The sequence below is a fragment of the Chromatiales bacterium genome (assembly GCA_020445605.1).
In the GTDB taxonomy this organism is placed as follows: Bacteria; Pseudomonadota; Gammaproteobacteria; order JAGRGH01; family JAGRGH01; genus JAGRGH01.
This window is the reverse complement of record JAGRGH010000047.1, coordinates 68,543-93,744: the sequence shown is the minus strand read 5'-3', so window position 1 is coordinate 93,744 and position 25,202 is coordinate 68,543. Positions and strand designations below refer to the sequence as shown.

The 25,202-nt window shown below is 68.2% G+C and carries 17 protein-coding genes; 14 read left to right on the top strand and 3 right to left on the bottom strand.

The window, feature by feature from the left end:
• The first annotated feature begins 61 nt into the window (after positions 1–61).
• From KDG50_10090 to KDG50_10080, 3 genes are read left to right on the top strand one after another with little or no spacing between them, the layout of a single operon-like run.
• A complete protein-coding gene (locus tag KDG50_10090; GenBank protein MCB1865770.1) occupies positions 62–619 on the top strand; it encodes a sigma-70 family RNA polymerase sigma factor in 558 nt (185 codons plus the stop codon).
• Positions 616–2,139, top strand: coding sequence for a thioredoxin domain-containing protein (locus KDG50_10085; protein MCB1865769.1), 1,524 nt, complete (start codon positions 616–618; stop codon positions 2,137–2,139). The genes KDG50_10090 and KDG50_10085 overlap by 4 nt, the downstream gene beginning before the upstream one ends.
• Before the next feature lie 51 nt (positions 2,140–2,190).
• Complete coding sequence (locus KDG50_10080) at positions 2,191–3,378, top strand: patatin-like phospholipase family protein (GenBank protein MCB1865768.1); 1,188 nt, start codon at positions 2,191–2,193, stop codon at positions 3,376–3,378.
• A gap of 197 nt (positions 3,379–3,575) precedes the next feature.
• On the opposite strand, the gene KDG50_10075 is transcribed toward KDG50_10080, so the two are convergent.
• Together KDG50_10075 and KDG50_10070 are read right to left on the bottom strand one after the other, a co-directional pair.
• Positions 3,576–4,526 (bottom strand): SDR family oxidoreductase, encoded by a 951-nt coding sequence (locus tag KDG50_10075; GenBank protein ID MCB1865767.1) that lies wholly within the window; start codon positions 4,524–4,526, stop codon positions 3,576–3,578.
• Between the two features lie 150 nt (positions 4,527–4,676).
• Complete coding sequence (locus KDG50_10070) at positions 4,677–5,039, bottom strand: hypothetical protein (protein ID MCB1865766.1); 363 nt, start codon at positions 5,037–5,039, stop codon at positions 4,677–4,679.
• Positions 5,040–5,298: 259 nt separating this feature from the next.
• Here KDG50_10070 and KDG50_10065 point away from each other — a divergent pair, with 259 nt between their 5' ends.
• The 11 genes from KDG50_10065 (at position 5,299) to KDG50_10015 (ending at position 24,493) form a co-directional block, all read left to right on the top strand.
• Complete coding sequence (locus KDG50_10065; protein MCB1865765.1) at positions 5,299–8,577, top strand: tetratricopeptide repeat protein; 3,279 nt, start codon at positions 5,299–5,301, stop codon at positions 8,575–8,577.
• Between the two features lie 134 nt (positions 8,578–8,711).
• Positions 8,712–9,935: an efflux RND transporter periplasmic adaptor subunit gene (locus KDG50_10060; protein ID MCB1865764.1), complete on the top strand. Its 1,224-nt coding sequence runs from the start codon at positions 8,712–8,714 to the stop codon at positions 9,933–9,935.
• Entirely contained in the window at positions 9,932–13,057 is a 3,126-nt protein-coding gene (locus KDG50_10055; protein MCB1865763.1) for an efflux RND transporter permease subunit, read from the top strand. The genes KDG50_10060 and KDG50_10055 overlap by 4 nt, the downstream gene beginning before the upstream one ends.
• 22 nt (positions 13,058–13,079) lie before the next feature.
• A complete protein-coding gene (locus tag KDG50_10050) occupies positions 13,080–14,501 on the top strand; it encodes a hypothetical protein (protein ID MCB1865762.1) in 1,422 nt (473 codons plus the stop codon).
• Between the two features lie 177 nt (positions 14,502–14,678).
• The gene (locus KDG50_10045) at positions 14,679–15,602 is read left to right on the top strand and encodes a right-handed parallel beta-helix repeat-containing protein (GenBank protein MCB1865761.1); all 924 of its coding nucleotides are present in this window, start codon (positions 14,679–14,681) and stop codon (positions 15,600–15,602) included.
• 249 nt (positions 15,603–15,851) lie between these two features.
• Entirely contained in the window at positions 15,852–16,694 is an 843-nt protein-coding gene (locus tag KDG50_10040) for a right-handed parallel beta-helix repeat-containing protein (protein ID MCB1865760.1), read from the top strand.
• A gap of 154 nt (positions 16,695–16,848) precedes the next feature.
• Positions 16,849–17,622: a molybdopterin-synthase adenylyltransferase MoeB gene (gene moeB, locus KDG50_10035; GenBank protein ID MCB1865759.1), complete on the top strand. Its 774-nt coding sequence runs from the start codon at positions 16,849–16,851 to the stop codon at positions 17,620–17,622.
• 498 nt (positions 17,623–18,120) lie between these two features.
• Positions 18,121–20,913 carry a tetratricopeptide repeat protein gene (locus KDG50_10030; GenBank protein MCB1865758.1) on the top strand — a complete coding sequence of 931 codons (2,793 nt, stop codon included), beginning with the start codon at positions 18,121–18,123 and terminating at the stop codon, positions 20,911–20,913.
• Complete coding sequence (locus KDG50_10025; protein MCB1865757.1) at positions 20,906–22,702, top strand: CRTAC1 family protein; 1,797 nt, start codon at positions 20,906–20,908, stop codon at positions 22,700–22,702. Before KDG50_10030 ends, KDG50_10025 begins: the two co-directional genes overlap by 8 nt.
• A gap of 23 nt (positions 22,703–22,725) precedes the next feature.
• Positions 22,726–24,363, top strand: a complete 1,638-nt coding sequence (locus KDG50_10020; GenBank protein MCB1865756.1) for a tetratricopeptide repeat protein — start codon at positions 22,726–22,728, stop codon at positions 24,361–24,363.
• Positions 24,364–24,409: 46 nt separating this feature from the next.
• Positions 24,410–24,493: a PEP-CTERM sorting domain-containing protein gene (locus KDG50_10015; protein ID MCB1865755.1), complete on the top strand. Its 84-nt coding sequence runs from the start codon at positions 24,410–24,412 to the stop codon at positions 24,491–24,493.
• A gap of 220 nt (positions 24,494–24,713) precedes the next feature.
• Here KDG50_10015 and KDG50_10010 read toward each other — a convergent pair whose 3' ends face one another.
• The gene (locus tag KDG50_10010) at positions 24,714–25,028 is read right to left on the bottom strand and encodes a hypothetical protein (GenBank protein ID MCB1865754.1); all 315 of its coding nucleotides are present in this window, start codon (positions 25,026–25,028) and stop codon (positions 24,714–24,716) included.
• Positions 25,029–25,202 lie beyond the last annotated feature (174 nt).

Here is a 25,202-nt window from a genome sequence, read left to right as displayed (position 1 = left end):
ACATGGGTCAAGCGTCGCGTTCAGGCGGCGTGCTGACACCATCACAGGAAAGGAGCCGAACATGACCGTTTCCACTGCAAGCCCGCGCGTCACGCCGCCGCCGGCCGCGATCGAGTCTGGCCAACATGAGACGCGGCGCTTCGAGGCACTGGTCGCCGCGCACCGCGGGCATCTGGTGCGCTACGCGCGGTTTCTGACCGGCGACGCGACACTGGCCGAGGACCTCGCGCAGGAGACCCTGCTGCGCGCCTGGCGCTGCTTCGATTCGCTGCGCGAGGCGGGTGCCGCACGCGGCTGGTTGTGGACCATCCTGCGGCGTGAGCACGCCCGTCACCTTGCCGGCCGCAAGCCGCTGGTTTCGCTCGACGACGTCGCCCTGCCGCCGCTCGACGACGATCCGACCGCGACCATCGAGCGTGGCGAACTTCTTGCCGCCATCGCCGGACTGTCGCCGACCTACCGCGAGCCTTTGTGGCGCTTTGCACTGACCGGCTGTTCGCTGGCCGAGATCGCCGCGGCACTGAACATCAGCGTGGATGCGGTCAAGACCCGGCTGAGCCGCGCGCGGGCCATCCTGCGCGAACGCCTGGCGCCGGCCGGCGTGGGGCAGCCCGCATGAAAACCATCGCCGCGATGATGCTTCTGCTTGCAGCCTCACTGCAGCCGGCTGCCGGGGCGTCCAGCTCAATCGACTGGCGCGAGTGGAACCCGGCCGCCTTCGCCGAGGCCCGGCGCGAAGGCCGCTTCGTGCTGCTCGACCTGGTCGCCGTGTGGTGTCACTGGTGCCACGTCATGGACGCAAAGACCTATTCGGACCCGGCCGTGCAGGCATTGATCAGTCAACACTTCGTGCCGGTGCAGGCCGACCACGACAAGCGCCCCGATCTCGCCGAGCGCTATCGGGAATGGGGCTGGCCGGCGACGATCATCCTAGCCGCCGACGGCACCGAGATCGTCAAGCGAGCCGGTTACATCGACGCGGACGCCATGGGGCGCCTGCTGCGGGCCGTCGTGGACGATCCATCGCCGGAAGCCGGGTCTAGCCCGCTGCCGGCGCGCCTGAGCGCGTCTGCGCAACTGGATCGCCTGACCCGCGAACGCCTGGAACGCCGCCATGTGGAAACCCACGACGGTGATCTCGGTGGATTGCGGAGCGGACAGAAGTTCGTCGAGCGCGATTCGGTCGAGTGGGACCTGACCCTGGCCGCGCGTGGCGATACGGCGGCCGAACGCCGCGCGCGCCGCACGCTGGACGCCGGGCTTGCGCTGATCGACCCGGCCTTCGGCGGGGTCTACCAGTACTCCACGCACGGCGACTGGGCGCATCCGCACTACGAAAAGATCATCGTCTCGCAGGCCGGCTACATTCGCCTGTACGCCCAGGCCGCGCGCGAACTCGGCGAACCGCGCTATCGCCAGGCCGTCGACGACGTGGTGCGCTACCTCGATGACTTCCTGACGTCTCCGGACGGCGCGTTCTACACCAGCCAGGACGCCGATCTGGTCCAGGGCACCAAGGGCCACGAGTACTTCGCGCTCGGGCGCGAGGCACGGCTGGCGCAGGGCGTACCGCGCATCGACAAGCACCGTTACGCGCGGCACAACGGGCTCCTGATCGAGGCGCTGGCCGATGCGGCGCGCGATCTGAAGGACCCGAACCTGCTGGCACGCGCCGATCGCGCGGCGCGCTGGATCATCGCCGAACGGCCCCTGTGGGGTGGTGGTTTCCGGCACGACCGGCTCGACGCCGCCGGGCCTTACCTCGGTGACACGCTGGCGATGGGGGCCGCGTTTTTGGCCCTGCACCGGACGACCGGCGATGCCGGATGGCTGAAGCGCGCCAGCCGCGCCGCGCAGTTCATCGACCGCAACTTTCGTCATGACGGCGGTGGGCTGAACGCGGCGGTCGACAACGGCACGCCGGTCGCACCCGCGCCGCAGCTTGATGAGAACCTTGCCGCCGCGCGCTTCGTGCTCGATCTCGCGGCGCTCACGCAGGCAGCGGAGCATCGCGAGCTGGCCACGCATGTGCTGCGCTATCTCGTGACGCCCGAGGTCGCACTGTCGCGCCTGACCGAGGCCGGCGTGCTGCTTGCGGCCGATGCGTTCGAGCGGTTGCCGCGGATCCCGGGCGGATAGCCAGTTCGGCTCGGACAGGGTTCGTCGACAGACGCAGGGACGCGAACGGGCTTGGCTGCTAGTATCGGAGAGGTGTACTGGTTCTGGTCGCGCAAGAAGTCCGAGCCGCCGGTCAACGGGCTGATCCTGCCCGGGGGTGGCGCCCGCAACGCCTATCAGGTTGGCGTGCTCAAGGCCATCGCCGAGGTGCTGCCGGAAGACGCGCGCAATCCGTTTCCGGTGATCTGCGGCACATCCTCGGGTGCAATCAACGCCGCGATCCTCGCCGGGCACGCCGCGAACTTCCGCGCCGGGGTCGCCTACCTCGAGAACATCTGGCGCAACTTCCGCGTCGACATGGTGTTCGACGCACATACCGGCAAGGCGCTCAAGACCGGGCTGCGCTGGGCGTGGTCGGTATTCACGGGCGGGCGCGGCGGCGAACAGCCGCACTCCCTGCTCGACCCTGCGCCCCTGCGGGAGTCGCTCGATCGTTACGTCCAGTTCGAGCGCATCCGCCAGGCGCTCGACGACGGTCATCTGCGCGCGCTGGGCGTGACGACCTTCGGCTACTCGACCGGTCGCTCGATCACCTTCTACCAGGCGACCCCCGATGTGCAGGACTGGGCACGCACGCGCCGCCGCGGCATTCGCACGGAAATCGGTTTCGATCACCTGTTGGCGTCGTCGGCGATCCCGCTGGTGTTTCCGGCGGTGGAGATCGACAACGAGTATTTCGGCGATGGCTCCATGCGCGAGACCTCGCCGCTCAGCCCGGCGATTCACCTGGGTGCGAACCGGCTGCTGATCATCGGTGCCCGTCCGCCGCGCGATGATCCGGCCAACGGCGCCAACGGCGCGGCCGCTTATCCGAGTGTCGCGAAGATCACCGGCTATGTGTTCGACACGCTGTTTCTGGACTCGCTGGATGCCGATCTCGAGCGCATGAACCGCATCAACCACACCATCAGCCAGACGCGCAGCGGTGAGGCCGGCCATAGCGACGGCCGTCTGCGGCCGATCGACTTCCTGATGGTCGCGCCGAGCGTGGACCTGCGCGAATACGTGCAACGCCATGTCGGGCTGTTCCCGAAATCCGTGCGCCTGCTGCTGCGCGGGCTCGGGGCGCTGACGCGCGAAGGACGCCCGCTGATGAGCTACCTGCTGTTCGAGGGCCCGTATTGCCGTGATCTCATCGATCTCGGTTATGCGGACGCCATGGCCCAGCGCGCGCAGCTGGAGCAGCTGGTGGTGGTTTGAGCGCCGCCGTTTCTGCGGTGCGTGCTTATTGACCCGGCGCGCCGCAGGTGTAATCGGGTGTGTCGGGGCTGTCGCGAAACGGGTCGGTCGGGGCATTGCGTTTCTGCCCGGTCGTACGTGCGTTCACAGAGGGGTGCGCTTTGGCCTGTCATTCGCGGGACGGGGCGACAATGATTCGCGCGAGTTCTGCCGGATCGCTACCTGACCAATCTCCGGAAATACTCGATGGTCCTTTCCAGGCCCGGTATCAGTGACACCTTCGGTTCCCACCCCAGTTTTTCCCGAGCCAGGCCGATGTCGGGCTGGCGTTGTCTGGGGTCGTCGCCGGGCAGTGGTTTGTATACGAGCTGGGAGGGGCCGCCGACGAGCTTCAGTACGGTCTTCGCGAGCTCGTTGATCGTGAACTCCCCGGGGTTGCCGAGGTTGACCGGGCCGATGCACTCGGCGGGGCTCGCCATCATGCGCAGGAAGCCGTCGATCATGTCGTCCACGTAGCAGAAGCTGCGCGTCTGCTCGCCGCTGCCGTAGATCGTGATGTCTTCGCCGCGCAGTGCCTGGACGATGAAGTTGCTGACCACGCGCCCGTCGTTCGGGTGCATGCGCGGTCCATAGGTGTTGAAGATGCGCACGACCTTGATGTCCAGGCCGTGCTGGCGCCGATAGTCGAAGAACAGGGTCTCGGCGCAGCGCTTGCCCTCGTCGTAGCACGAGCGCGGGCCGTTCGGGTTGACACGTCCCCAGTAGTCCTCGCGCTGCGGATGAACCTCGGGGTCGCCGTACACCTCGCTGGTCGACGCCTGAAAGATCCTTGCGCGCGTGCGCTTGGCGAGCCCCAGCATGTTGATCGCGCCATGCACGCTGGTCTTCGTCGTCTGCACCGGATTGCGCTGGTAGTGAATCGGCGAGGCCGGACACGCGAGGTTGTAGATCTCGTCGACCTCGACGTACAGCGGGAAGGTCACGTCATGGCGCATCAGCTCGAAGTGCGGATTCGACAACAGGTGGCTGACGTTATCGCGCGTGCCGCTGTAGAAGTTGTCGACGCACAGCACGTCACAGCCGTCGGCGAGCAGCCGCTCGCAAAGGTGCGACCCGAGAAAGCCCGCGCCGCCCGTGACCATGACCCGCTTTCGATTGGATACCCGCATGCGTTCGATCTGTTGTTGTCGTCGGGCAGATGGCTGTCGAAAACGCGTGGTGTCTGCCGGCTCAAGGCTGATGATCGGTCCGGCCGGTGGCCGGGGCACAAATGAACGGCCGCCGCGGTTGCTGGCCGCGGCGGCAATCAAGCGACCGGATCAGTCCGGCGAGGCGCCCCAGCCGCCGCGCCAGCCGGGCGGGTTCTCCCAGTTGGTGCCACGGCCGCCACGCGGACCGGGCGGATTGTTGTCCCAGTCATGGCGGTAGTACGCGCCGCTGCCGGGGCCGCCGACGGGGCCGGGCGGGTTCGCCATGCCCCAGTACGGGCCGGTGCCTGGGCCGCCGGCCGGTCCGGGCGGGTTGCGCCAGTAACGACGGTCGGGCGAGGCGCCGGGGCCGCCGACCGGTCCACGCGGGTTCTCCCAGTTCGTGCCGGGGCCGCCGCGCCAGCCGGGCGGGTTGTTGTCCCAGTCGCGGGCGAATGCGGTGCCCCCTGCGAGCAGGGCGAGTGTCGCGGTCATGGCCACAAGTTTCAGTTTCACTGGACGGACTCCTTATGTTCTTTGGGTTTCATGTGCGTCGTGCACCGCCGTGAATCGATCGGCGGCGTGCCGTGGCCCGGAGCATAGCGTGTGGCTCGGGAAATCGCTGAACTATTCAGCCGCGATGCGCTGCCAATCCCGGGTGGATTGATCCGCGCCTCCCGAGAGAACTCCACTGCCGCGGGCCGGTGTGGACTATGCTCCGGGCAAGCTGAACGGTTCCTGAAGGTAACTCGGTGTGAGCACTGTTCGTACGCGTCGGAATCGCGCGATTGCGTGGCTCGGTTCAATCGTGCTGGCCTGCCCCGTGGTCACGTTCGCGGCCGACCACGCCGCCGCGGGGCTTGCCCCATACCTGGACGGTCTGGAGGCGCTGCGGGCTGGCAATTTCGCGCAGGCCGAGCGGTCGTTCCAGTCGGCGCTGGATGCTTCCGGCAGCGACCCGCGCATGGTGCTCGCGCTCGGTGTTGCGCAGACCGCGGCCGAGCGTTTCGATCTCGCGGTGAAGACCCTGGGCCGCTTTTCGCGTCTCGGTGGCCGTGGCCGCGAGGCGCAGCTCTGGAGCACGGCCGCCGCGGGAATGGGCGGTGATGTCTATCCGGGTGGTGGACTGAAGCCACCGCGCAGTTTGCAGAAACAGGTGCCGGCCGGCGATCGCCAGTGCGAATCCGGCCGCTTCGCGGTGCCCGGTCATCTGATCCAGGGCAGCAAGAACGACTATCCGACCGACTACGCATCATTCGTCATCGACGACTACGCCCAGGCCCATGTTCAGGCCCGCTGCGACGGCCGTCTGCGCGGCAATGCGGCGCTCGACGCGGCACGCAACAGGGCGGCGAGCTGGTTCGCCAACCGCATGCTGGTCGATCCCGATCTGGCGCCGGCGCATCGCGCGAAGGCGCACGAGCGGGCCGCTTCGGGCCGCTGGTCGGACGTGCTGCTCTACGCCGGTTTCGCGCGCCGCGCCTATCCGGATGACCCGGGGATGATTTATCTCATGGGGCGCGCATGGCTGGAACTCGGACGCGCGCAGACCGCGCGCAGCGAGCTCACCATCGCGCTGACACTGGATACGCGCATGGCTGCGGCCTACCGCGAGCGGGCGCGGGCGGCCGCCCTGCTCGGCGACGGCGAACGTGCCGCCGCGGACCTCGCCCTGGCCGCGGAACTCGGCGATGCGGGTGCGCGCGACGCACGCGCGCGCATCGCGACTGCGCTGCCCGCGGCACCGAGCGCCGCAGCGGTCCAGGCCCTGCGCGAAAGGCTGGTCGACGCCGCGAACGACGGTGCTGATGAGCCGCGGCTCGACGCGGCCGCTGTGGCCCTGCAGCGCGCGGCCGGCGCACGTCGCCTGCGCTATGACGAGGGGTACCAGAACCGGCTGCGCATCCTCGAGGCCGCGGTGCGCGCGGCGCCGAAGGATGTCGCGACGCACATCGCGCTTGCGACCCATCTCGCCGACGAGGCCGACCTGCGCGGCGAGACGGTCGAACCGCGCCGGCCGCAGGTCGCGTGGCGCTGGCAGCGTTCGCGCGAGTCGGAACTCGAGCGCGCCGTCACCGCGCTCGACGCGGCGCTCGCGATCGATTCGCGCAGTGTCAAGGCGATGCTGACCAAGGCCTCGGTCCTCGCGCGGCTCCAGCGCGACGGCGAGGCCGAACAGCTCGCCGACCGGGCGCTGAAACTGGCCCCGGATGATCCCGAGGCGCTGGCCCTTTACGCCTACTACAAGGCGCGTCGCGCGAACGCGATGAATGCCCAGGCAGCGGCACTGCGCAGCGACGACTGCTCGAGCAGTTCACGCACCGAGACCCGTTACGACGGCGTCTGGGAAGTCACGACGACGACTTGCCATCCGCCCACCCAGTCCGAGCTTGCGCAGGCCGCGGCACTCGACCGGCAGGCCGAGGAGCTGCGGCGACGCGCACGCCAGGCCGTCGATCGCGCACTAAAGGCGACCGCCGGCACCTATCTCGGCCATCTGCTCGAGGCCGATGTCGCGCAGTGGTCGCGCGACCTGTCCGCCGCGGCCGCGGCGCTGGAACGCGCGATCGCACTGGACGCGAGCGACCCGCGTGCGCAGGACGAACTCGCCCGCGTCTACGCGCGCATGGGCGACGCCGATCGTGCGACCGAGCAGCGGCTGGCCGCGGACCGCTTTTACCAGACCACGGCCGCGCCGCTGTTGCGGCGCGCGTGGGCGCGCATCGGGCGTACCGATCAGCGCGGTGCGCAGGCCGATCTCGAACGCGCGGCGCGGATCGACCCGACCGACGCGCGGGCGGCGGCGTATCTGGGCGCGGCGTTCGAGGCGCAGGGCCAGCCCGGTGCCGCTGCCGTGCAATACCGCATCGCCGCCGCACTGGAACGGGCCCGTCTGGCCGCGGACGATCCGCAGACAGCCCCGCCGGCACGGCATGCCGCGGCGTTCGCCACCGCGATCGCGGCCAACGCGCGGCTGGCGGCGCTGGCCGCCGAGCGGCGCGACTGGCCTGCGGCGCTGGTTGCGAACTCCGCGATCACCGCGCTGGTGCCGCGGTTCGAGCCGGGCTGGCAGTCGGTCGAGATGTTCGGCGCGATGTTGCCGGGCGAGCGCGATCCATCGGAACCTCCGCCGGCGCCACGCAACGCGGCGAGCCTGATCGCATCGGCCTGGGCCGGCAGTGCCGAGGCGCTGCGTGCACTGGGGCGCCAGCCCGAGGCGGTCGCCGCGCTGGAGGCCGCGACGGCGCTCGGTCCGGTGGTCGGCCGGGCGAAGATCGGCAGTGCGGACGCCGGCAGCAACTACGCCGGCGAGGCCGACGCCGCAGCCGGGGATGCACGCGTCGCGCTGGCGGCCGAGCGGCTGAAGGCCGGCGACATCGCCGGGGCGCAGGAGACCCTGTCCGGCATCGGCTACGGCCAGCTCACCGAGCAGGGCCGGCGCGAGGCAAACCTGTTGCAGAACAGCCTGGCGAAGCTGCTCTCGCGTCAGCAGTCGGCGCAGCAGGCGAACGCGGGCGGTCAGTATCAGGCGCAGGACGATGCCCGGCGGGCCGAACAGGAACGCGGGCTGCGCCAGCGCTACCAGCAGCGCATCGACGTGCTGCGTGCGCGCGGCATGCATGAACACGCCGATGCCGAGCAGCGCGAACTCGACCGCCAGCTTGCGGCGCTTTCGGCGCCGCCGCCCGATGCGCGGGGTTCGACGGCGGATGCCGCGGCGCTGCTGTCGATCCCGGGCGTCACTGCGTCTCGCACCCTGGTCGGTGAGTGGACGTTGCAGCCGCAGGCGCAGTGGCGCTACATGCCCGGCGCCGGTCGACTGCGGCTGAACGGCAACGGTCGTTTCGTGTTCTGGTCGGACGGCGCGGCAACGCAGTCGCGCCAGGGTCGCTGGGGCGCGATGCAGGACGCGCAACTGTTTCTGGTCTATGACGATGGCGAGGCGGCGACCTATTACATTGAGCGACGCAGCGGCGATGATTTCGTCCTGATGACCGACGACGCAGTCAGCTATGACGTCAAACGCCGTTAGCAGGCTGTTGAGATCCTCGCTTCAACAATCCGCTGGTCGCGCGCTCGGTATTCGATTGCCGGCGGGGCGGAACGATTTCACCCATACTGAGGCCGAAGTCCTGTAACCCCGGGACGCAGAGGAATCCCTTCGACATGAGCGCACGCGTATTCAGACGCGCGTTGTTCTGGCTGATCGTGCTCGCCGTCGCCGCGGCGCTGGCCTGGGGTATTCATGCGCGCCTGAACGAGCCCGCGCCGACCGCCAAGGGGAAGGGCGCCGACAAGAAGCCGGTTCCGGTTGAAACCGCCGCGATCGAACACGGACCGATCGAGGATGTGCGTTCGTTCACCGGCACGCTCGGTGCGAGTGCCGAGTTCGACGTTGCGCCGAAGGTCGGCGGGCGGGTCAGGCAGCTCAATGTCGATCTGGCGGACCCGGTCGAACGTGGACAGGTCGTCGCATGGCTCGACGATGCGGAATTCGTGCAGGCCGTCGCCGTTGCGCGTGCCGATCTCGAGGTCGCCCGCGCCAGCCATGCCGAGGCGGAGAGTCTGGTCGCGATCGCGAAACGTGAACTCGAGCGCATCGACCAGCTGCGTACGCGCGGTGTGAGCAGCGAGTCGCAGCGCGACACCGCGAACGCGGACTACCTCGCGAAACAGGCGCAGGTGAGCGTCACGCGTGCGCGGATCGCCAGTGCCGAGGCCCAGCTCGAGGCCGCGCGCATTCGTCTGGGCTACACGAAGGTTGCCGCCGACTGGCGTGAGGACGGCGGGCGCCGGTTTGTCGCCGAACGGGTCGTCGACGAGGGCGACACCGTCGCGGCGAACGCGCCGCTGCTGCGCATCGTCGCGCTCGATCCGGTCGAGGCCGTGTTCTACGTGACCGAGCGCGACTACACGCTGCTGCGCGTCGGTCAGACGGCCGCGCTGTCCACCGACGCCCATCCGGGTGGGACCTTCGCCGGCGTCATCACGCGGATTGCGCCGGTGTTCCGCGAGGCGTCGCGGCAGGCGCGCGTGGAATTGCGCGTCGACAACCCTGAACTGAAACTCAAGCCCGGCATGTTCATTCGCGCGGCCGTGGTGCTCGCAACGGTGGAGGACGCGGTGATCGTGCCCGAGGCCGCACTGGTCAAACGCGACGATCAGCACGGCGTGTTCGTGCTCACACCCGATGGCGCGAGCGTCGTCTGGCGACCGGTGCGCGTCGGCATCCAGTCCGGCTTGCGCGTACAGGTCCACGGCGAGGGCCTCGACGGCCGTGTCGTGGTGCTCGGTCAGCAGTTGTTGAAAGACGGCTCTGCGGTTCGTACTGGCGATGGCAAATCACCCGCCGACGACAAGCCGCGCAAGGAACGCAAGAAGGCGCCATGAGTCTTGCCCAGGCGAGCGTGCGGAGGCCGGTGTTCACCACCATGGTGACCATGGTCGTCGTCGTGCTCGGGGCGGTCGCGCTCGGTCGCCTGCAGATCGACCTCCTGCCTGCGATCGAACTGCCGACGCTGACCGTGCGCACGCAATACGACGGTGCCGACCCGATCGTCGTCGAGCGGCTGGTCACGCAGATCGTCGAGGAGATCATCTCGACGGTGCCGGGCGTCGAGGAGATGACCTCGACTTCCTATGATGGCAACTCCAGCGTGAAGGTCAGCTTCGGCTGGGGCACGAGCATCGATACGGTCGCGGTCGACGTGCAGGCGACGCTGCAGGACGAGATCAGCGAACTGCCCGACGACATCGTCGGGCCGCGGGTGACGAAGTTCGACGTGGATACCTTTCCGGTGGTCTTGCTCGGTATTTCCAGCCCGCTCGACCCGGTCGAACTCACGCAGTTCGTCGAGGACCAGATCCGCTACCGCTTCGCGCGCGTTCCCGGTGTCGCGCAGGTCGATCCCTGGGGCGGATTCACGCGCGAGCTGCGCGTGGAAATCGATCCCGCGAAGGTCAACGCGCTGGGGCTGTCGCTGAACGCGATCCGCGATGCGATCGGCGCTGCGAATCTGGACCGGCCGGCCGGCAAGATCGAGCGAGGCCGTTACGAGGTCACGTTGCGCGCGCCGGCCGAGTTCACAAGCCTTGAGGAGATCCGCCAGACGGTCATCGGCCAGCACGACGGCGCGCTGGTGAAGCTCGGCGAGGTCGCGCGGGTGCACGACACCTACGAGAAGCTCACGCGCATCATCCGCGTGAACGGCGAACGCGGGCTGCGCGTGGCGATCCGCAAGCAGGCCGGCGCGAACACGGTGGAAGTCGCGCGCGCGGTGCTCGCCGAAGTCGACGAACTGAACCGGGCGTTCCCGCAGGTGCATATCGTGCCCGTGATCAACCAGGGCAATTTCATAGAGCGCTCGATCTCGAACGTCGCGCAGTCGGTGCTCTACGGTGGCGCGCTGGCGGTGCTGGTGCTGCTGTTTTTCCTGCGCAACCTGCGCAGCACGGCGGTGATTTCGCTGGCGATCCCGATCTCGGTCGTCGCCACCTTTGCGCTGCTGTTCTTTGGCGGGTTCACCCTGAACCTGATGACGCTCGGCGGGCTCGCGCTCGGCGTCGGCATGATGGTCGACAGTTCCGTGGTCGTGCTCGAGAACATCTTTCGGCGCCACCAGGAACGCGGCGAGGCGCCGATGGAAGCGGCCGTTGCCGGAACCCGCGAGGTTGCGACCGCCGTCATCGCCGGCACGGTCACGACGCTGGTGATCTTCCTGCCGCTGGTGTTCGTGCGCGGGGTGTCCGGCGAACTGTTCAAGGAACTCGCCTACGTGATCATGTTCTCGCTGGCCTGTTCGCTGCTGGTCTCGCTGAGCCTCGTGCCGATGCTCGCTTCGCGCATGCTCGCGCGCGATCCGGCGCGGGCCATGGGCGAGCGCGAAACCGGCATCGCCGCGCGCGCGGGTGCGGCGCTGAAGGCGCTGGAGACCGCCTACGGCGATGGACTGCTCACCGTATTGCGCCACCGCTTCCTGGCGATCGCGTTGTCGATTGCCGCGTTCGCGGCGAGTCTGCTGCTGGTGCCGTATATCGGCAGCGAATTCCTGCCGCCGAGCGACGAGGGCGAGGTGCGCGTCACCGGCGAGATGGAGGTCGGCACAAGGCTTGATCTCATCGACCGGCAGACCCGCGAGATGGAAAAGGTCGTCAACGCGGCCGTCCCCGAAACCGTGTCGTCGGTGACAACGGTGGTGACCTCGGGCACGCGTGGCAGCGCCAAGGCGTCCGGTGAAATGCGCCTGTCTCTGACGGCGGCCACCGAGCGCTCGCGTTCCAACGAGGAGATTGCGCGCGAACTGCGCAAACAGCTCGACGGGCGCATTCCCGGCATGACCATCAAGACCCGCGCGCCGCAGGGCCAGTTTCTGCTCGAGCGCATCCTTGCGACCGAGGAAGGTGTGACAGTCGAGGTGCGCGGGTTCGACCTCGAAACGCTCGGCCTGCTCGCGCGTCAGGTGTCGGGCGCAATCGGGGATGTGCCGGGCGTCACCGATGTGGATGTCAGCCGCGAGGCCGGCATTCCGCAGCAGCATATCCACATCCTGCGCGACAAGGTCGCGGACCTGGGCCTGAACGTTCGCGACGTGACCGACCTGATCGAGACCGCGGTTGCCGGCTCGAAGGCCGGCGAGTACCGCGTTGCCGGCAATTCCTATCGCATCCTCGTGCAGCTCGCGGACGCCGAGCGACGCTCGATCGACGAGATTCTCGACCTGGGCGTGCGTACACCCTCCGGGGAACTCGTCGCACTGCGCAATCTGGTGACGACGCAGACCGGACGCGGACCGGTGCTGATCGAACGCAAGGACCAGCAGCGCATCGTTTCCGTGAAGGCCAACGTCGCCGACCGCGATCTGGGTTCGGTCGCGCGCGACATCCGCGAACGCATCGCCGGCATTGCGCTGCCGGTCGGCTACGACCTGACCATCTCCGGCAAGTTCGAGGAACAGGAAAAGGGCTTTCGCGAACTGGCCGTCGCGCTCGGCCTGGCGCTGGTGCTGGTCTACATGGTGCTGGCCTCGCAGTACGAATCGCTGCGCGATCCGTTCATCGTCATGCTGTCGGTGCCGGTCGCGACGGTCGGCGTGCTGCTGACCCTGTTCCTGACGCACACGACGCTGAACCTGCAGTCGGCGATCGGCTGCATCCTGCTCGGTGGCATTGCTGTGAACAATGCGATCCTGCTGGTCGACCAGGCCGGACAGCTGCGCCGCGAGGGCGTGGCGACGCGCGAGGCGCTCGCCGAGGCCGGCCGTCGACGCCTGCGGCCGATTCTCATGACGACCCTGACGACCATGCTGGCGCTGCTGCCGCTCGCGCTCGGCATCGGCGAGGGCGCCGATGCCCAGGCGCCGCTCGCGCGCACGGTGCTCGGCGGGCTGGCGGCCTCGACCGTGATCACGCTGTTCCTGATTCCCGCGGTGTATTCGCTGTTCCATCGCGACCCGGCGCCCGTTGGCGGACATGCGGCCAGCGCGGGCGGTTCCGCGCCGGCTGCAACGGGCTGATCCGCGGGTAGACCCCGGGCGGATGGGCCTTTCGCGACTGAATGCCGGGATGGCCGGCGCGGCGCGTCCGGTGTGGATCGCCGTGGCCATACTCGGTGCATTCGCCGCGGTCCTGTGGCTGCCCGCGCTGCACACGCCGTTCTGGGCGGACGACTATCACTTTCTCATTGAGGCGCGGGCCGCGAATCTTGCGGGCGAGCCGCTCTGGTCGGCATTCGTCCCGGAGGTGCATGGCCAGTTCTGGCGTCCGCTGTCGCATCAGACCTGGTGGCGATTCGTGGAATCGGCGCTGGGCGGTGATGCCAGGCGAACGCATTTTGGCAATCTGGCCTTTCTGCTGATCGCGGCGGCCTCGGTGGGGCTGCTCTCGTTCACGCTCGCGCGCGCCTGTCGCTGGGGCGCGCCCGGCGCAGTCGCCGGACTGGCCGGCGCCCTGTATGCCGTGCTGGCGCTGCATCTGCTGGCGGTGCACTGGGCATCGGCCGCGAACAGTTCCGTGCTGGCGGCGTTCACCGCGCTGAGCCTGGCCGCATGGGTTGCGGCCGGTCAGGCCTCGGGACGGGCGCGGGCGGTACTGTTTGGTGCCGCCCTCGCGTTTCTGGTCGCGGCGCTGATGAGCAAGGAGGCGGCGATCATGACCCCTCTGCTGATGGCGGTGCTAACCGTGTTCGTGGCGAAACCGGTGCGCCGCGCCGAGATCGTCGTATGGATTCTGGCAGTCTGCATCGTCGTGATGTGGCTGCTGCTGCGGGTCCGCTTTACCTCGGCCATTCCGCCGGCCTATGCGCTGAACCTTGGCGACAATCTGGTTCGCAACGGGGTCTCGTTCGCGGCGTGGATGCTCAATGTGCCGCGCGAGGCGCTGCGCATGATCCTGCTCGGCGATGCCGGGCCGGGGCTGCTTTGGGCGGTCGCCACGGCAGTGCCCGTGCTGTGGGTCTGGACCGTTGCCGCGCGGAAAACCGATCTGGGGCGGCGCCGTTGGTTCATGACCGCGGCGTTTGCGCTGGCGGCGTACGCGCCGTATTTCCCGATGGCCTGGAACAGCTATGCGTACTACGCGGCGGTGGCGGCGATACTGCCGGTCATCGCCCTGGCGCGCGGCCTGCTTGGCAGCCGGCGCGTGGTGCTTGCGGCCGCGCTGGTCGGGCTGTCGTCGTGGGTCGCAGTGGCCGGCACGCGCTGGCTGGATCACCCCGCGCTGATCGGTCGCGCGCGCTGGGCCGAGTCGACCCTGCAAGCGCTTTCACAAGCGGAAATTCCCTCGCAGCTGTCGGTACGCGTGGAAGACAGCCAGCGCTTTTTCGCGATCGGCATCGACGGTCTGGCCTGGCGGCTGAACCGGAGTCGGGATTCGATCCACCTGCTCGATGACTGCGGCCCTGCCGGTCATGGCTGCCTGGTGTTCCACGCCGACGGGCGGGTGTCCTGGGTGCACCGCTGAGTGCGGCCCAGAATCCGCACACACCGGTCGGCAGGTGTCGGTTGTGAGCTTGAACAGGCCGCGGATGGGGCCGTTTTCAGCAGCCGGTGCGCGCTCGCGCCCTCCGGCAAAGTGGCGTAATGTTCGGCGGCATCGGCCGGCTCCCCGGCCGAAGCCACGGATTCACCGGAGAAGGGCATGCGCCGCAGTTCTGTTCGTCCGGGCGTCGTTGCGGCGCTCGCGTTCGGTTTGCTGTCGTTTTCCGTCGCGGCACCTGCCGTGGACGGGGTCGTCGAGATCAACCAGGCCCGGGCGCTCGCCGGAGGGGTGACGCCCGGAGATGCGCCGGGTTTCCCGGTCACCATCAGCGCGCCCGGCAGCTACCGGCTGACCGGCAATCTCGCGACTGGCGCGCACGCCGTCACGGCCATCCAGATCGAGGCCGACTACGTGACGGTCGACCTGAACGGCTTCACGATCGCATGCAGTTTCGAACAACCGCTGCCGACGCCCTGCACCGACCCCGGTACCGGACACGGCGTGTACGGCGAGACCCGCGCGGGCCTCACCGTGACCAACGGCATGGTGCGTGACATGGGTGGCCGCGGTGTCTGGCTCGGGCAGTTCTCGGAAGTCTCGCGCGTCAAGGCGCGGAACAATCGCGAAACCGGCATCCAGGTCGGCATCAGCAGCCGGGTCGACAGTTGTGTCGCTCAGGTCAACGGTTTCAACGGCATCCAGACCGGCGCCTATTCGACCTCCACGAACAATATCGCGACGGAAAACCAGGCCACCGGCATTCAGGCGGACGTCGGCAGCGTGATCCGCGGAAACTCCGTCACCCTGAACCAGATACACGGAATTGCCGCGTCATCGAGCGTAATCAGCGGAAACAGCGCACATCACAACTTTGTCGATGGAATCTCCGCCAGCGGCGGCTCTACGGTCATCGGCAATCAGGCCGCGGAAAACGGCGGGTATGGACTGAACCTGACTGGCGAGTCCGGCTACGCGCAGAACGTCATGCGCGACAACAACGAACTGGGTGACCAGAACGATGAGGTCAACGTCGGCGCCGTGGACCTGGGTGGCAACACCTGTCACGCCATGGCGTGTCCGTAATGGTCGCTGGCCCCCGCGGGGTCTGACCCGGAGTTACGTGGGCGGTTTCAGCGCGATCGACCGCCGTTTGTAGCGGTAACAACGGATCGGGGCGTTGCTGAACGCAGAAACGATAGATAATTGCGGGACAGGACACTAGATGCCGCTGAGCTGAGCTGAGCTAAGCTCGCTGTCTGAACGCCCTCACTGGCCCATTGGAGCCGCCGCGTCCGCGTGCGGGTGTGAGGGCAGCCACGATCGAGGATCGCTATGAATACCAGATTTGCATGTCGCATCGGGCACGTCGTTTTCTGGATATCCCTTGCCGGCACCGCGTCGGCAGTCGACGGCGTCATCGAGATCAATCAGGCACGTGCGCTCGCGGGTGGTGTGACAGCAGGCGATACGCCGGGGTTTCCTGTCACGATCAGTGCACAGGGCAGCTATCGGTTGACCAGCAATCTCGCGACCGGCTCACGAGATGTGACCGCCCTTCTGGTCGAGGCCGACTATGTCTCGGTTGACCTGAATGGGTTCACTATCGCGTGTAGTTTCGATCCCTCTCCGCCGACGGCCTGCACGGACCCGGGTGTGGGGCGCGGCGTGGACGCCGCGGACCGACGCGGCGTGAGCGTATCCAACGGCATCGTGCGAGACATGGGCGGGCGGGGAATCTACCTTGGCGAAATCGGTGACGTCACCCGCGTCAAAGCAACCGGCAACGGACTCGAAGGCATCGTAATCGGGTCGGCGGGCCAGATCGAAAAATGCATTGCCTTCAACAATGGATTTCACGGCATGTCTGCCGGGAACGGACTGATCACGAACAGTATCGCGTGGAACAACAAAGGCTACGGAATTGGCGTAACCGGCGGAGTCGTCATGGGCAACAGCGCCTATCTGAACGAGACAAACGGCATATCGGCCTCCGGGGCCATGGTGATTGGCAACCGCGCCTCGTCCAACGGTGGTTTCGGACTGACCCTGTCCGTGGACACCGGTTACACGCAGAATGTCATGGTTGGCAATAACGACCCCAACAACTTTGATGATGAAGTCGGCAGTGGTGTGGACCTTGGCGCAAACGTCTGCCACGGCATGGCCTGTCCGTGATCGACACTTCGCGACTTGCTCCAAGCAAGGTATCCAGCGCCATTCGCTGATTTGAGCCGGCATCCGTCCCGCTCCGGCCCGCATTGAAATCAGGGCGCCCGGGAACCTACGCTGGCGGCTGACTGGCGGTTCGCCGTGACACCGCGTTGCAGACATGCACCCCGACGATTCCGAACGCTACAGCCGCCAGATTCGCTTGCCCCAGCTCGGCGTCGATGGGCAGCAGCGTCTGCTCGACGCACGCGTACTGATCATCGGCCTCGGCGGGTTGGGCTCGCCGGCGGCGCTGTATCTGGCTGCCGCCGGTGTCGGCCATCTGGTGCTCAGTGATTTTGATCGCGTCGAGCCCTCGAACCTGCAACGCCAGATCATCCACCGCCAGACCGACATCGGCCGCGAGAAGGCACGCTCGGCGGCGGATGCGATCCATGCGCTGAATCCTCGCACTGAGGTCACGGCGCTGGACTGGCAACTCGATGCGGATGAACTCGCGCGCGAGGTCGCTGCGGCCGACTGCGTGCTGGATTGCTCCGACAACTTCCCGACGCGTTTCGCGATCAACGCAGCCTGTGTCGCGGCCGGCACGCCGCTGGTTTCGGGCGCGGCGATCCGGCTCGAGGCGCAGGTCACGAGCTTCGATCCGCGGCGCGAGGACGGCCCCTGCTACCGCTGTCTCTACGACGACGATGGCAGCGAGGGCGCGGACTGCGCGCTCGAAGGCGTGCTGGCCCCGGTCGTCGGCATCGCGGGAAGCCTCCAGGCGCTGGAGGCCGTGAAGCTCGTCGCGGGCATCGGCGAGCCGCTGGTCGGCCGGCTGCTGGCGCTCGATGCCGAGACGCTGGACCTGCGGGTGCTGCGCTTCGCGCGCGATGCGACCTGTCCGGCCTGCTCGAACAGGGTGCGCAGCCTACGCACACCACCCATGTAGGGTGCGTACCACGCACCGTTTCCGGCGGGTGATCACTCCACACGGCGCGCCGTGCGCAGCCTACGCACACCGCGGATGTAGGGTGCGTACCACGCACCGTTTCCGGCGGGTGATCACTCCACACGGTGCGCCGTGCGCACCCTACGCACGCCACCCATGTAGGGTGCGTACCACGCACCGTTTCCGGCGGGTGATCACTCCACACGGCGCGCCGTGCGCAGCCTACGCACACCGCGGATGTAGGGTGCGTACCACGCACCATTTTCGGCGCGTGATTATTCGACTCGGTGCGCACTGTGCACCCTTGGTCACTGACAATCTCTGCGCCCTCTGGGTCTGTGGGGTTCAAAGGCCGCTGGCGCGGTCGCTTCGGGCGGACACGGTCAATAAGAAAATCAGCATACCCTGATGCAGATCAGCCCGGCCGCAGGCCGGCTTCGGTAGAATTTCGCGCCGTTCCGGTTTGGTTCTGGCCAGCGTTTCCGCGTCGACCCCTGCATGTCCGCCCCCGTCCAAACTTCGCCGCGACCGCCGCGTTACCAGCCCGTGACGGGCCCGCGCCTGCGCCGCTGGCTGGTCGTCGTGCTGGTCCTGTTTGGGCTGGAGGCGATCAACTCGGTCTGGCTCGGCGGTGTCACCGTTGCGGAGAATATGACCGGAAGCCTGCTGCAGGATCGCTTCTACCTGGTCATGTTCGCCGTGCACCTGGTGCTCGGGCTGGTGCTGATCGTGCCGTTCCTGGTGTTCGGCATTCGGCATCTGCGTCGAGCCTGGCGGCGGCCCAATCGCAACGCCGTGCGCGCCGGGCTGGGGTTGTTCTCGACGGCGCTGGTCCTGCTCGTGAGCGGCGTCGTGCTGACGCGCTTCGGATTCTTCGAAATCAACGACCAGGGCGTTCGCGCCGTCGCGTACTGGGCCCACGTCATCACGCCGTTTGTCGTGGTCTGGCTGTTCGTGCTGCACCGGCTGGCGGGGCCGACGCTGCGGTGGCGCCTCGGATTGCGCTGGAGCGGTGCGGCGGCGGCGCTGGTCGTGGCGATGCTCGGACTGCATGCGCTGCCCGACCGGCCGCCTGTCGTCGCACAGGCCGATTTCACCCCGAGCCTGGTGAAGACCCGAGACGGCGGACGGATCGCCGCGCGGGACCTGCTGGTCGATCACAGCTGCCGGGAATGTCACGCCGACATCGTCGAGCGCGCCGAACACTCCGCGCACCGCCTGAGTTCATTCAACAATCCCGCGTACCGGTTCGCCGTCAACGAGGCGCGTGAACGGCTGCACGCACGCGACGGCTCCATGCAGGCCGCGCGGTTCTGCGCCGGCTGTCACGATCTCGTTCCGCTGCTGTCCGGCGCGTTCGATCAGGTCGATTTCGATACCGAAGGGGCTGAGGCCCAGGCCGGCATCGGCTGCCTGGGTTGTCACGCCATCGAGTCGGTGGACTCGCCGCGCGGCAACGGCGATTTCACCATCGGCGTGCCGCCGGCCTATCCGTTTGCCGACAGCGAGACCGGGTTGCTGCAGGCGATCAACCGTCAGCTGATCCGCGCAAAGCCCGAACTGCACAAGGCCACGCTGCTGAGACCGCTGCACAAGAGTGCCGAGTTCTGCGCGACCTGTCACAAGGTGCATCTGCCCGAGGCGCTGAACCGCTACCGCTGGCTGCGGGGCCAGAATCACTACGACAGCTTCCTGCTCTCGGGCGTGTCGGGGCATCGCGTGGACAGCTTCTACTACCCGAAGCAGGCCGAGACGAACTGCAATCGCTGCCACATGCCGGCGATCGGCGCCGACGACCCGGCCGCGCGCAGGCTCGATGACCGGCATCCGCTGGCCGTGCATGACCACCTGTTTCCGTCCGGCAATACCGGCGTCGGCGCGCTGGTGGGCAGCCCGGACTGGGCGAATACGGCGCGTCGCGCGGCACTCGAAGATGTCGTGCGCGTGGACCTGTTCGGCCTCAAACGCGGTGGCGAGATCGACGGCGAACTGCTCGCGCCGCTGCGTCCGAACGTTCCGGTGCTCGAACCCGGTGAACGCTATCTGCTTGAGGTCGTCGTGCGCACGACCGGGCTCGGCCACGCGCTGACCCAGGGCACCGCCGATTCCAACGAGCTGTGGGTGGAACTGAACGTGCGCGATGGCGAGCGGGTGATTGGCACCAGCGGCACGCGTGATGCGAGCGGCGCGGTCGATCCGTGGGCCTATTTCGTCAACGCCTACGTGCTCGACCGCGACGGCAATCGCATCGACCGTCGCAACGCCCAGGACATCTTCGTCGCGCTGTACAACCACCAGATCCCGCCCGGCGCGGCGGCCGTGGTGCATTACGCGATCGAAGTGCCGCCGGATGCGCACGGCCCGATCGATCTCGAGGTCGCGCTGCATTACCGCAAGTTCGACACGATCTACCTGCGCAAGCTGCTCGACCGGCCCGATGCGATCAACGACCTGCCAATCGTGACCATGGCGCGCGATGCGATTCGTCTGCCCGTCGCCGGCGGTGCGTCGGTCGCTGCCGTGGAGGGCCCGAAGATTCCGCCCTGGCAGCGCTGGAACGACTATGGCATCGGCCTGCTGCGCGAGGGCAACGAGGGGCTGAACAAGGGGCAGTTGCGCCAGGCCGAGGCCGCATTCGGCGCGGTCGAGGCGCTGGGGCGTGCCGACGGTGCACTGAACCGCGCGCGGGTCTACTTCAAGGAAGGTCGGCTTGCCGAGGCCGCCGACGCACTGGCCGCAGCCGGCTCGGCCGATCCGCCGGCGCCGCCGTGGACACTGGCTTGGTTCAGCGCGCAGATCGAGCGTGAGAACGGCGAGTTCGATCGTGCGATCGAACGGCTCGACGATCTACTCGCGACCAACTATGCCGAAGCCCGCGCGCGTGGGTTCGATTTCGCGCTGGACTACCGGGTTTGGAATCTCCTCGGCCGCACGCTGTTCGAGCGTTCGCGCCAGGCCCGTGGCGAGGCGCGTGCCGCCGAACGCGGCGAGTTTCTGGATCGTGCCCAGGCCGCGCTGGAGCGCGCGCTCGCAATCGATCCCGAGAACGCGACCGCGCACTACAATCTCGCGCTGGTGCACGACGATCGTGGGGAGTCCCAGCTTGCGGCCCATCACCGTGAACTGCACGAGCGCTACAAGACCGACGAACTTGCGATCGCGCAGGCCGTGGCCGTGCATCGTGCGGCGAATCCGGCGGCCGACCACGCCGCCGCACCGACGGCGATCTACGCACTGAGACTGCCGGCCGCGATGCTGGCGGAGACGCGGAGACGCGACGGCGATGGCTGAGCGCAATGACGCGAACATCGGCCGGGCGTTTCGTGCGTCGGCGATCGTCGTGCTGCTCGCGCTCGGGGCGGTCGCTGCGGTGTGGTGGTTCATCCAGCGACCGGAACCCGCGGCCCCGATCGTCGAGGCCGTGGTCGAGGCGCCGGTCATGGCCCGGAGCACGACTGAACCACCGCCCGTGGTATTCACGGACGTCACGGCAGCGGCCGGCATCGACTTCGTGCATGTCAACGGCGCACACGGCGACAAACTGCTGCCCGAAACCATCGGTTCCGGCGTGGCGTTCTTCGACTACGACGGTGACGGCGACGAGGATCTGCTGTTCGTCAACTCGACCGAGTGGCCGGAGCATGCGCGCGCGCCGGCACCGTCCGCGAAGCTCTATCGCAATGACGGGCATGGCCGGTTCGACGATGTGACGGCGGTCGCCGGTCTCGATTTCCCGCTCTATGGCATGGGCGCGGTCGCCGCGGATTACGACGGCGACGGCGACGCCGATCTGTATCTCACCGCGCTCGGCACGAATCGCCTGCTGCGCAACGACGCCGGCCGCTTCACCGACGTGACCGAGGTCGCCGGCGTCGGCGGCCTGCCGGAGGACTGGAGCACGGCCGCGGTGTTCTTCGACTACGACGGCGATGGCGATCTGGACCTGTTCGCGGCGAACTACATCCACTGGTCGCGGCAGATCGACTTCGAGATCGACTTCCAGGTCGCCGGCATCGGCCGGGCGTATGGCGCGCCGAATCACTTCACCGGCGCGACCAGCCGCCTGTACCGCAATGACGGCGACGGGCGGTTCACGGATGTCACCCTGGCCGCCGGCATCGAGCAGAACGATCCGGTGACGGGTCGCCCCGAGGGCAAGGCGCTGGGGGTGGCGGTGGTGGACGCCGACGCGGACGGTCGGCTCGATCTCGTCGTCGCCAACGACACCACGCGCAATTTCTATTTTCACAACCTCGGCGATGGTCGTTTCGAGGAGACCGGCGCACTGGAAGGCGTCGCCTACGATCGCGACGGCGACGCGACCGGTGCAATGGGCATCGATGCCGCGAACTACCGCAACGACGCCGAACTCGGCATCGCGATCGGCAACTTCGCGAACGAGCCGAGTTCGCTGCTGGTGACCGCCGGTGGCCGCGCGCCGTTCGCCGACGAGTCCGTGATCGAGGGGCTCGGTCCCGCGACGCGGCTTGCACTGACCTTCGGACTGTTCTTCTTCGACTACGATCTCGACGGGCGGCTGGACCTGTTTCAGGCCAACGGGCACCTCGACGATCAGATCAACCGCGTGCAGCCGAGCCAGCACTACGCACAGCCGCCGCAGCTGTTCTGGAACTGCGGCGGCGAGTGCCCGCGGCGGTTCGTGCATGCGACCGGGGCCGGCGATCTCGGCGAGCCGCTGGTCGCGCGCGGAGCGGCGTTCGCGGACATCGACGGTGACGGCGATCTGGACCTCGCGATCGCCCAGAACGGCCGCGCGGCGAAGCTCTACCGCAACGATCAGACGCTCGGCAAACACTGGCTGCGCGTGCGCCTGCGCGGCCGGGCGCCCAACACCGATGCGATCGGCGCCGAAGTGCGCCTCGTGGCCGGCGGCGTGACGCAGACCCGCCGCGTGGTTCCGGCGCGCAGTTTTCTATCGCAGGTCGAGGCCACTGTGACCTTCGGTCTTGGCGCGCTCACCACGGTCGACCGTCTCGAAGTGCGCTGGCCGGATGGCAGCCGGCAGCTCGTGCCGGTCGAGGGCGTGGACCGCACCGTCGACATTGCGCCGCCCGCGTGATCCGGCGGCGGATTCTCCCTCTTGTGCTTGTGTCGGCCTGCGCCACGGCGCAGGCCGATCAGGCGTCCGAGCTCCCGGATGCGACGCATCCGCAGGTCGTCGCACTGGCCGAGCCTGACATCCAGGGCGCGGAGCCGGTCATGCAGGCCGCGATCGGCGATGCGCGCAAGCGCCTGAACGCCGCGCTCGCGGCGCCGGTCGATGCAAAGCGACTGGCCGAGGCCTTCGGCGAACTCGCCGCGCTGTATCACAACGTCGGCGTGTACCCGATGGCCGAGACCGGTTATCGCAACGCGCTGGTCTATGCGCCGGCTGATTTCCGCTGGGTCTACTACCTCGCGTGGATTGCCCACTACGACGGCCGTGCCGAGACGGCGCTGGAGCGCTTCGATGCCGCCGCGCGCATCCGCCCGGACTATCCGCCGCTCGGGCTGCGTCGCGCGCAGATGCTGCTCGACCTCGCACGCATCGACGAGGCCGAGCCGCTGTTCCGCGCGGCGCTCGGCGTGCCCGGGCTCGAGGCCGGCGCCGAATACGGGCTGGGCCAGATCGCGCTGCTGCGTCGCGACAACGCCGCGGCGGCCGAGCATCTCGCGCGGGCGCTGGAGCACGATCCGCAGGCCGGACGCGTGCATTACCCGCTGGCGCAGGCGCTGATCGCGCTCGGTCGGCGCGAGGAGGCCAAGGCGCATCTGCAGGCGCCGCGGCATGGCGAACCGCGCGTGGTCGATGAATTCGTCGACGAACTCGAGGCGCTCGGGCGTCAGGCCCGTACGCATTTCATTGACGCGATGCGCGCGGTCAGCGAGCGTCGTTTCGCGGATGCCGTCGCGGCATTCGACCGGGGCCTGGGCGTCGAGCCCGCGAATGCGAATGCGCGTGTGAGCCTCGCGCGCGCGGCCTACCTGACCGGCAGCGAGGATCGCGCGCGTGCCGAGCTTGCGAAGGTCGCGAGTGAACACCCAGACCACGCGTTGGCCCTGTTTCTTCTCGGCGTGCTCGTGGATGTGGATGGCGACACGGCCGCCGCCGAGGCCCACTACCGCGCGGCGCTCGCGGCCGAGCCCGACCATGCCGGTGCGAACTTCGCGCTCGCGGGGCTGGCGATGCAGCGTGGCGATTTCGCGGCCGCCATCGGCTACGATCGCGTCGCCATCGAGGCCGATCCCGACAACCTGCCGGCACGGCTCGAACTCATCAGCGCGCTCGCCAACTCGGGTGCGAGCGAGTCGGCGATCGATGCGGAGCTAGCGCTGGCCGAGTCGCGCCGCATCAAGGGCCCGCAGCTGCGTTACGCGCGCGCCTGGCTGCAGGCGACGGCGACCGAGCCGAGGCTTCGCGATCCGGCCGCCGCTGAAACCACGGCCACGGAGATTGCCCGGACCGTGCCCGTGCCGTCTGTGCACGAACTGCTCGCCTATGCGCGTGCCGCGCAGGGCAAATTCGATTCGGCCCGCGAGGCACTCGGGCCCGTCGTGCAGATGGCGCTGTGGAAGGCGGACTACGCACTCGCCGAGCGCGCGGCACGCTGGGATGCCGCGTTTCAGTCCGGCACGCTGCCGGAGTTGAAACCGTTGTCCGCCAGCGATCCGCTGCTCGCCCGCCCGCGCCTGAACCCGACCATCATCATGCGCGAATACCCGACCGCCCGCGCGCACTAGCGGCGCGTGGACCAGGCTCAACGGTGCGCAGTGCGCACCCTACTCACTGCCAGTTCCCGGGGCGTTGTGGCTGTTGGGAGCCGGGCTCGCGGGCATGATTGCCGTTTCACGCCGCCGCCGGAATTCGTAGCACCGTAGGGTGCGTACCACGCACCGCATTCGGCATTTCAAGCGACCTCCGGTGCGTGGTGCACATCTTCGTTACCTAGAGACCGCTTGGTGTACTCGGGGCATTGGCGGTTTACGAAAGAGTTCTTGCGCCAACGGCGCATCGCACCGGAAATCCAGCAAGCATAAAAAAACGCCGCACCGCGCGCTGGCGGTGCGGCGCTTCTGACGCCGACGCGAGCTTACTTGCTCGGCGTGCTGGCCTGCGGCTGTGCCGGTGCGGCGTAGCCACCGTAGGGATAGCCGTAGCCGCCGTACGGCATGCCGCCCCAGCCGTAGCCCGGATAGCCGCCCCAGCCACCATAGCCCGGGTAGCCACCGCCCCACGGTCCACCCCAGCCACCGTAGCCCGGGTAGCCGCCATGCCAAGGACCGCCGCCCCACGGGCCGCCGCCGTAATAGTCGTCGTTGCCCCACCAGGCGCTGGCGGAGGTCGAACCGATCGTCGCGGCGCTGGCCAGCGCGAGGACCGCGGCAAGTTTCGTGATCTTCTTCATGACTTCAGTACTCCACGTTTTGCACGAAGGAAATTCCACCCCGGATCGGGGCGAAGTTCGAAAAATAGCGAAAATCCATTAGGAATGCGAGACCGCGACCGCTCCGGCATGGCGCCGGTGTGACCTGCGTCAAGCGCGCGCGAATCCGACCGTCCCGGGGCTTGAAACGCCCGC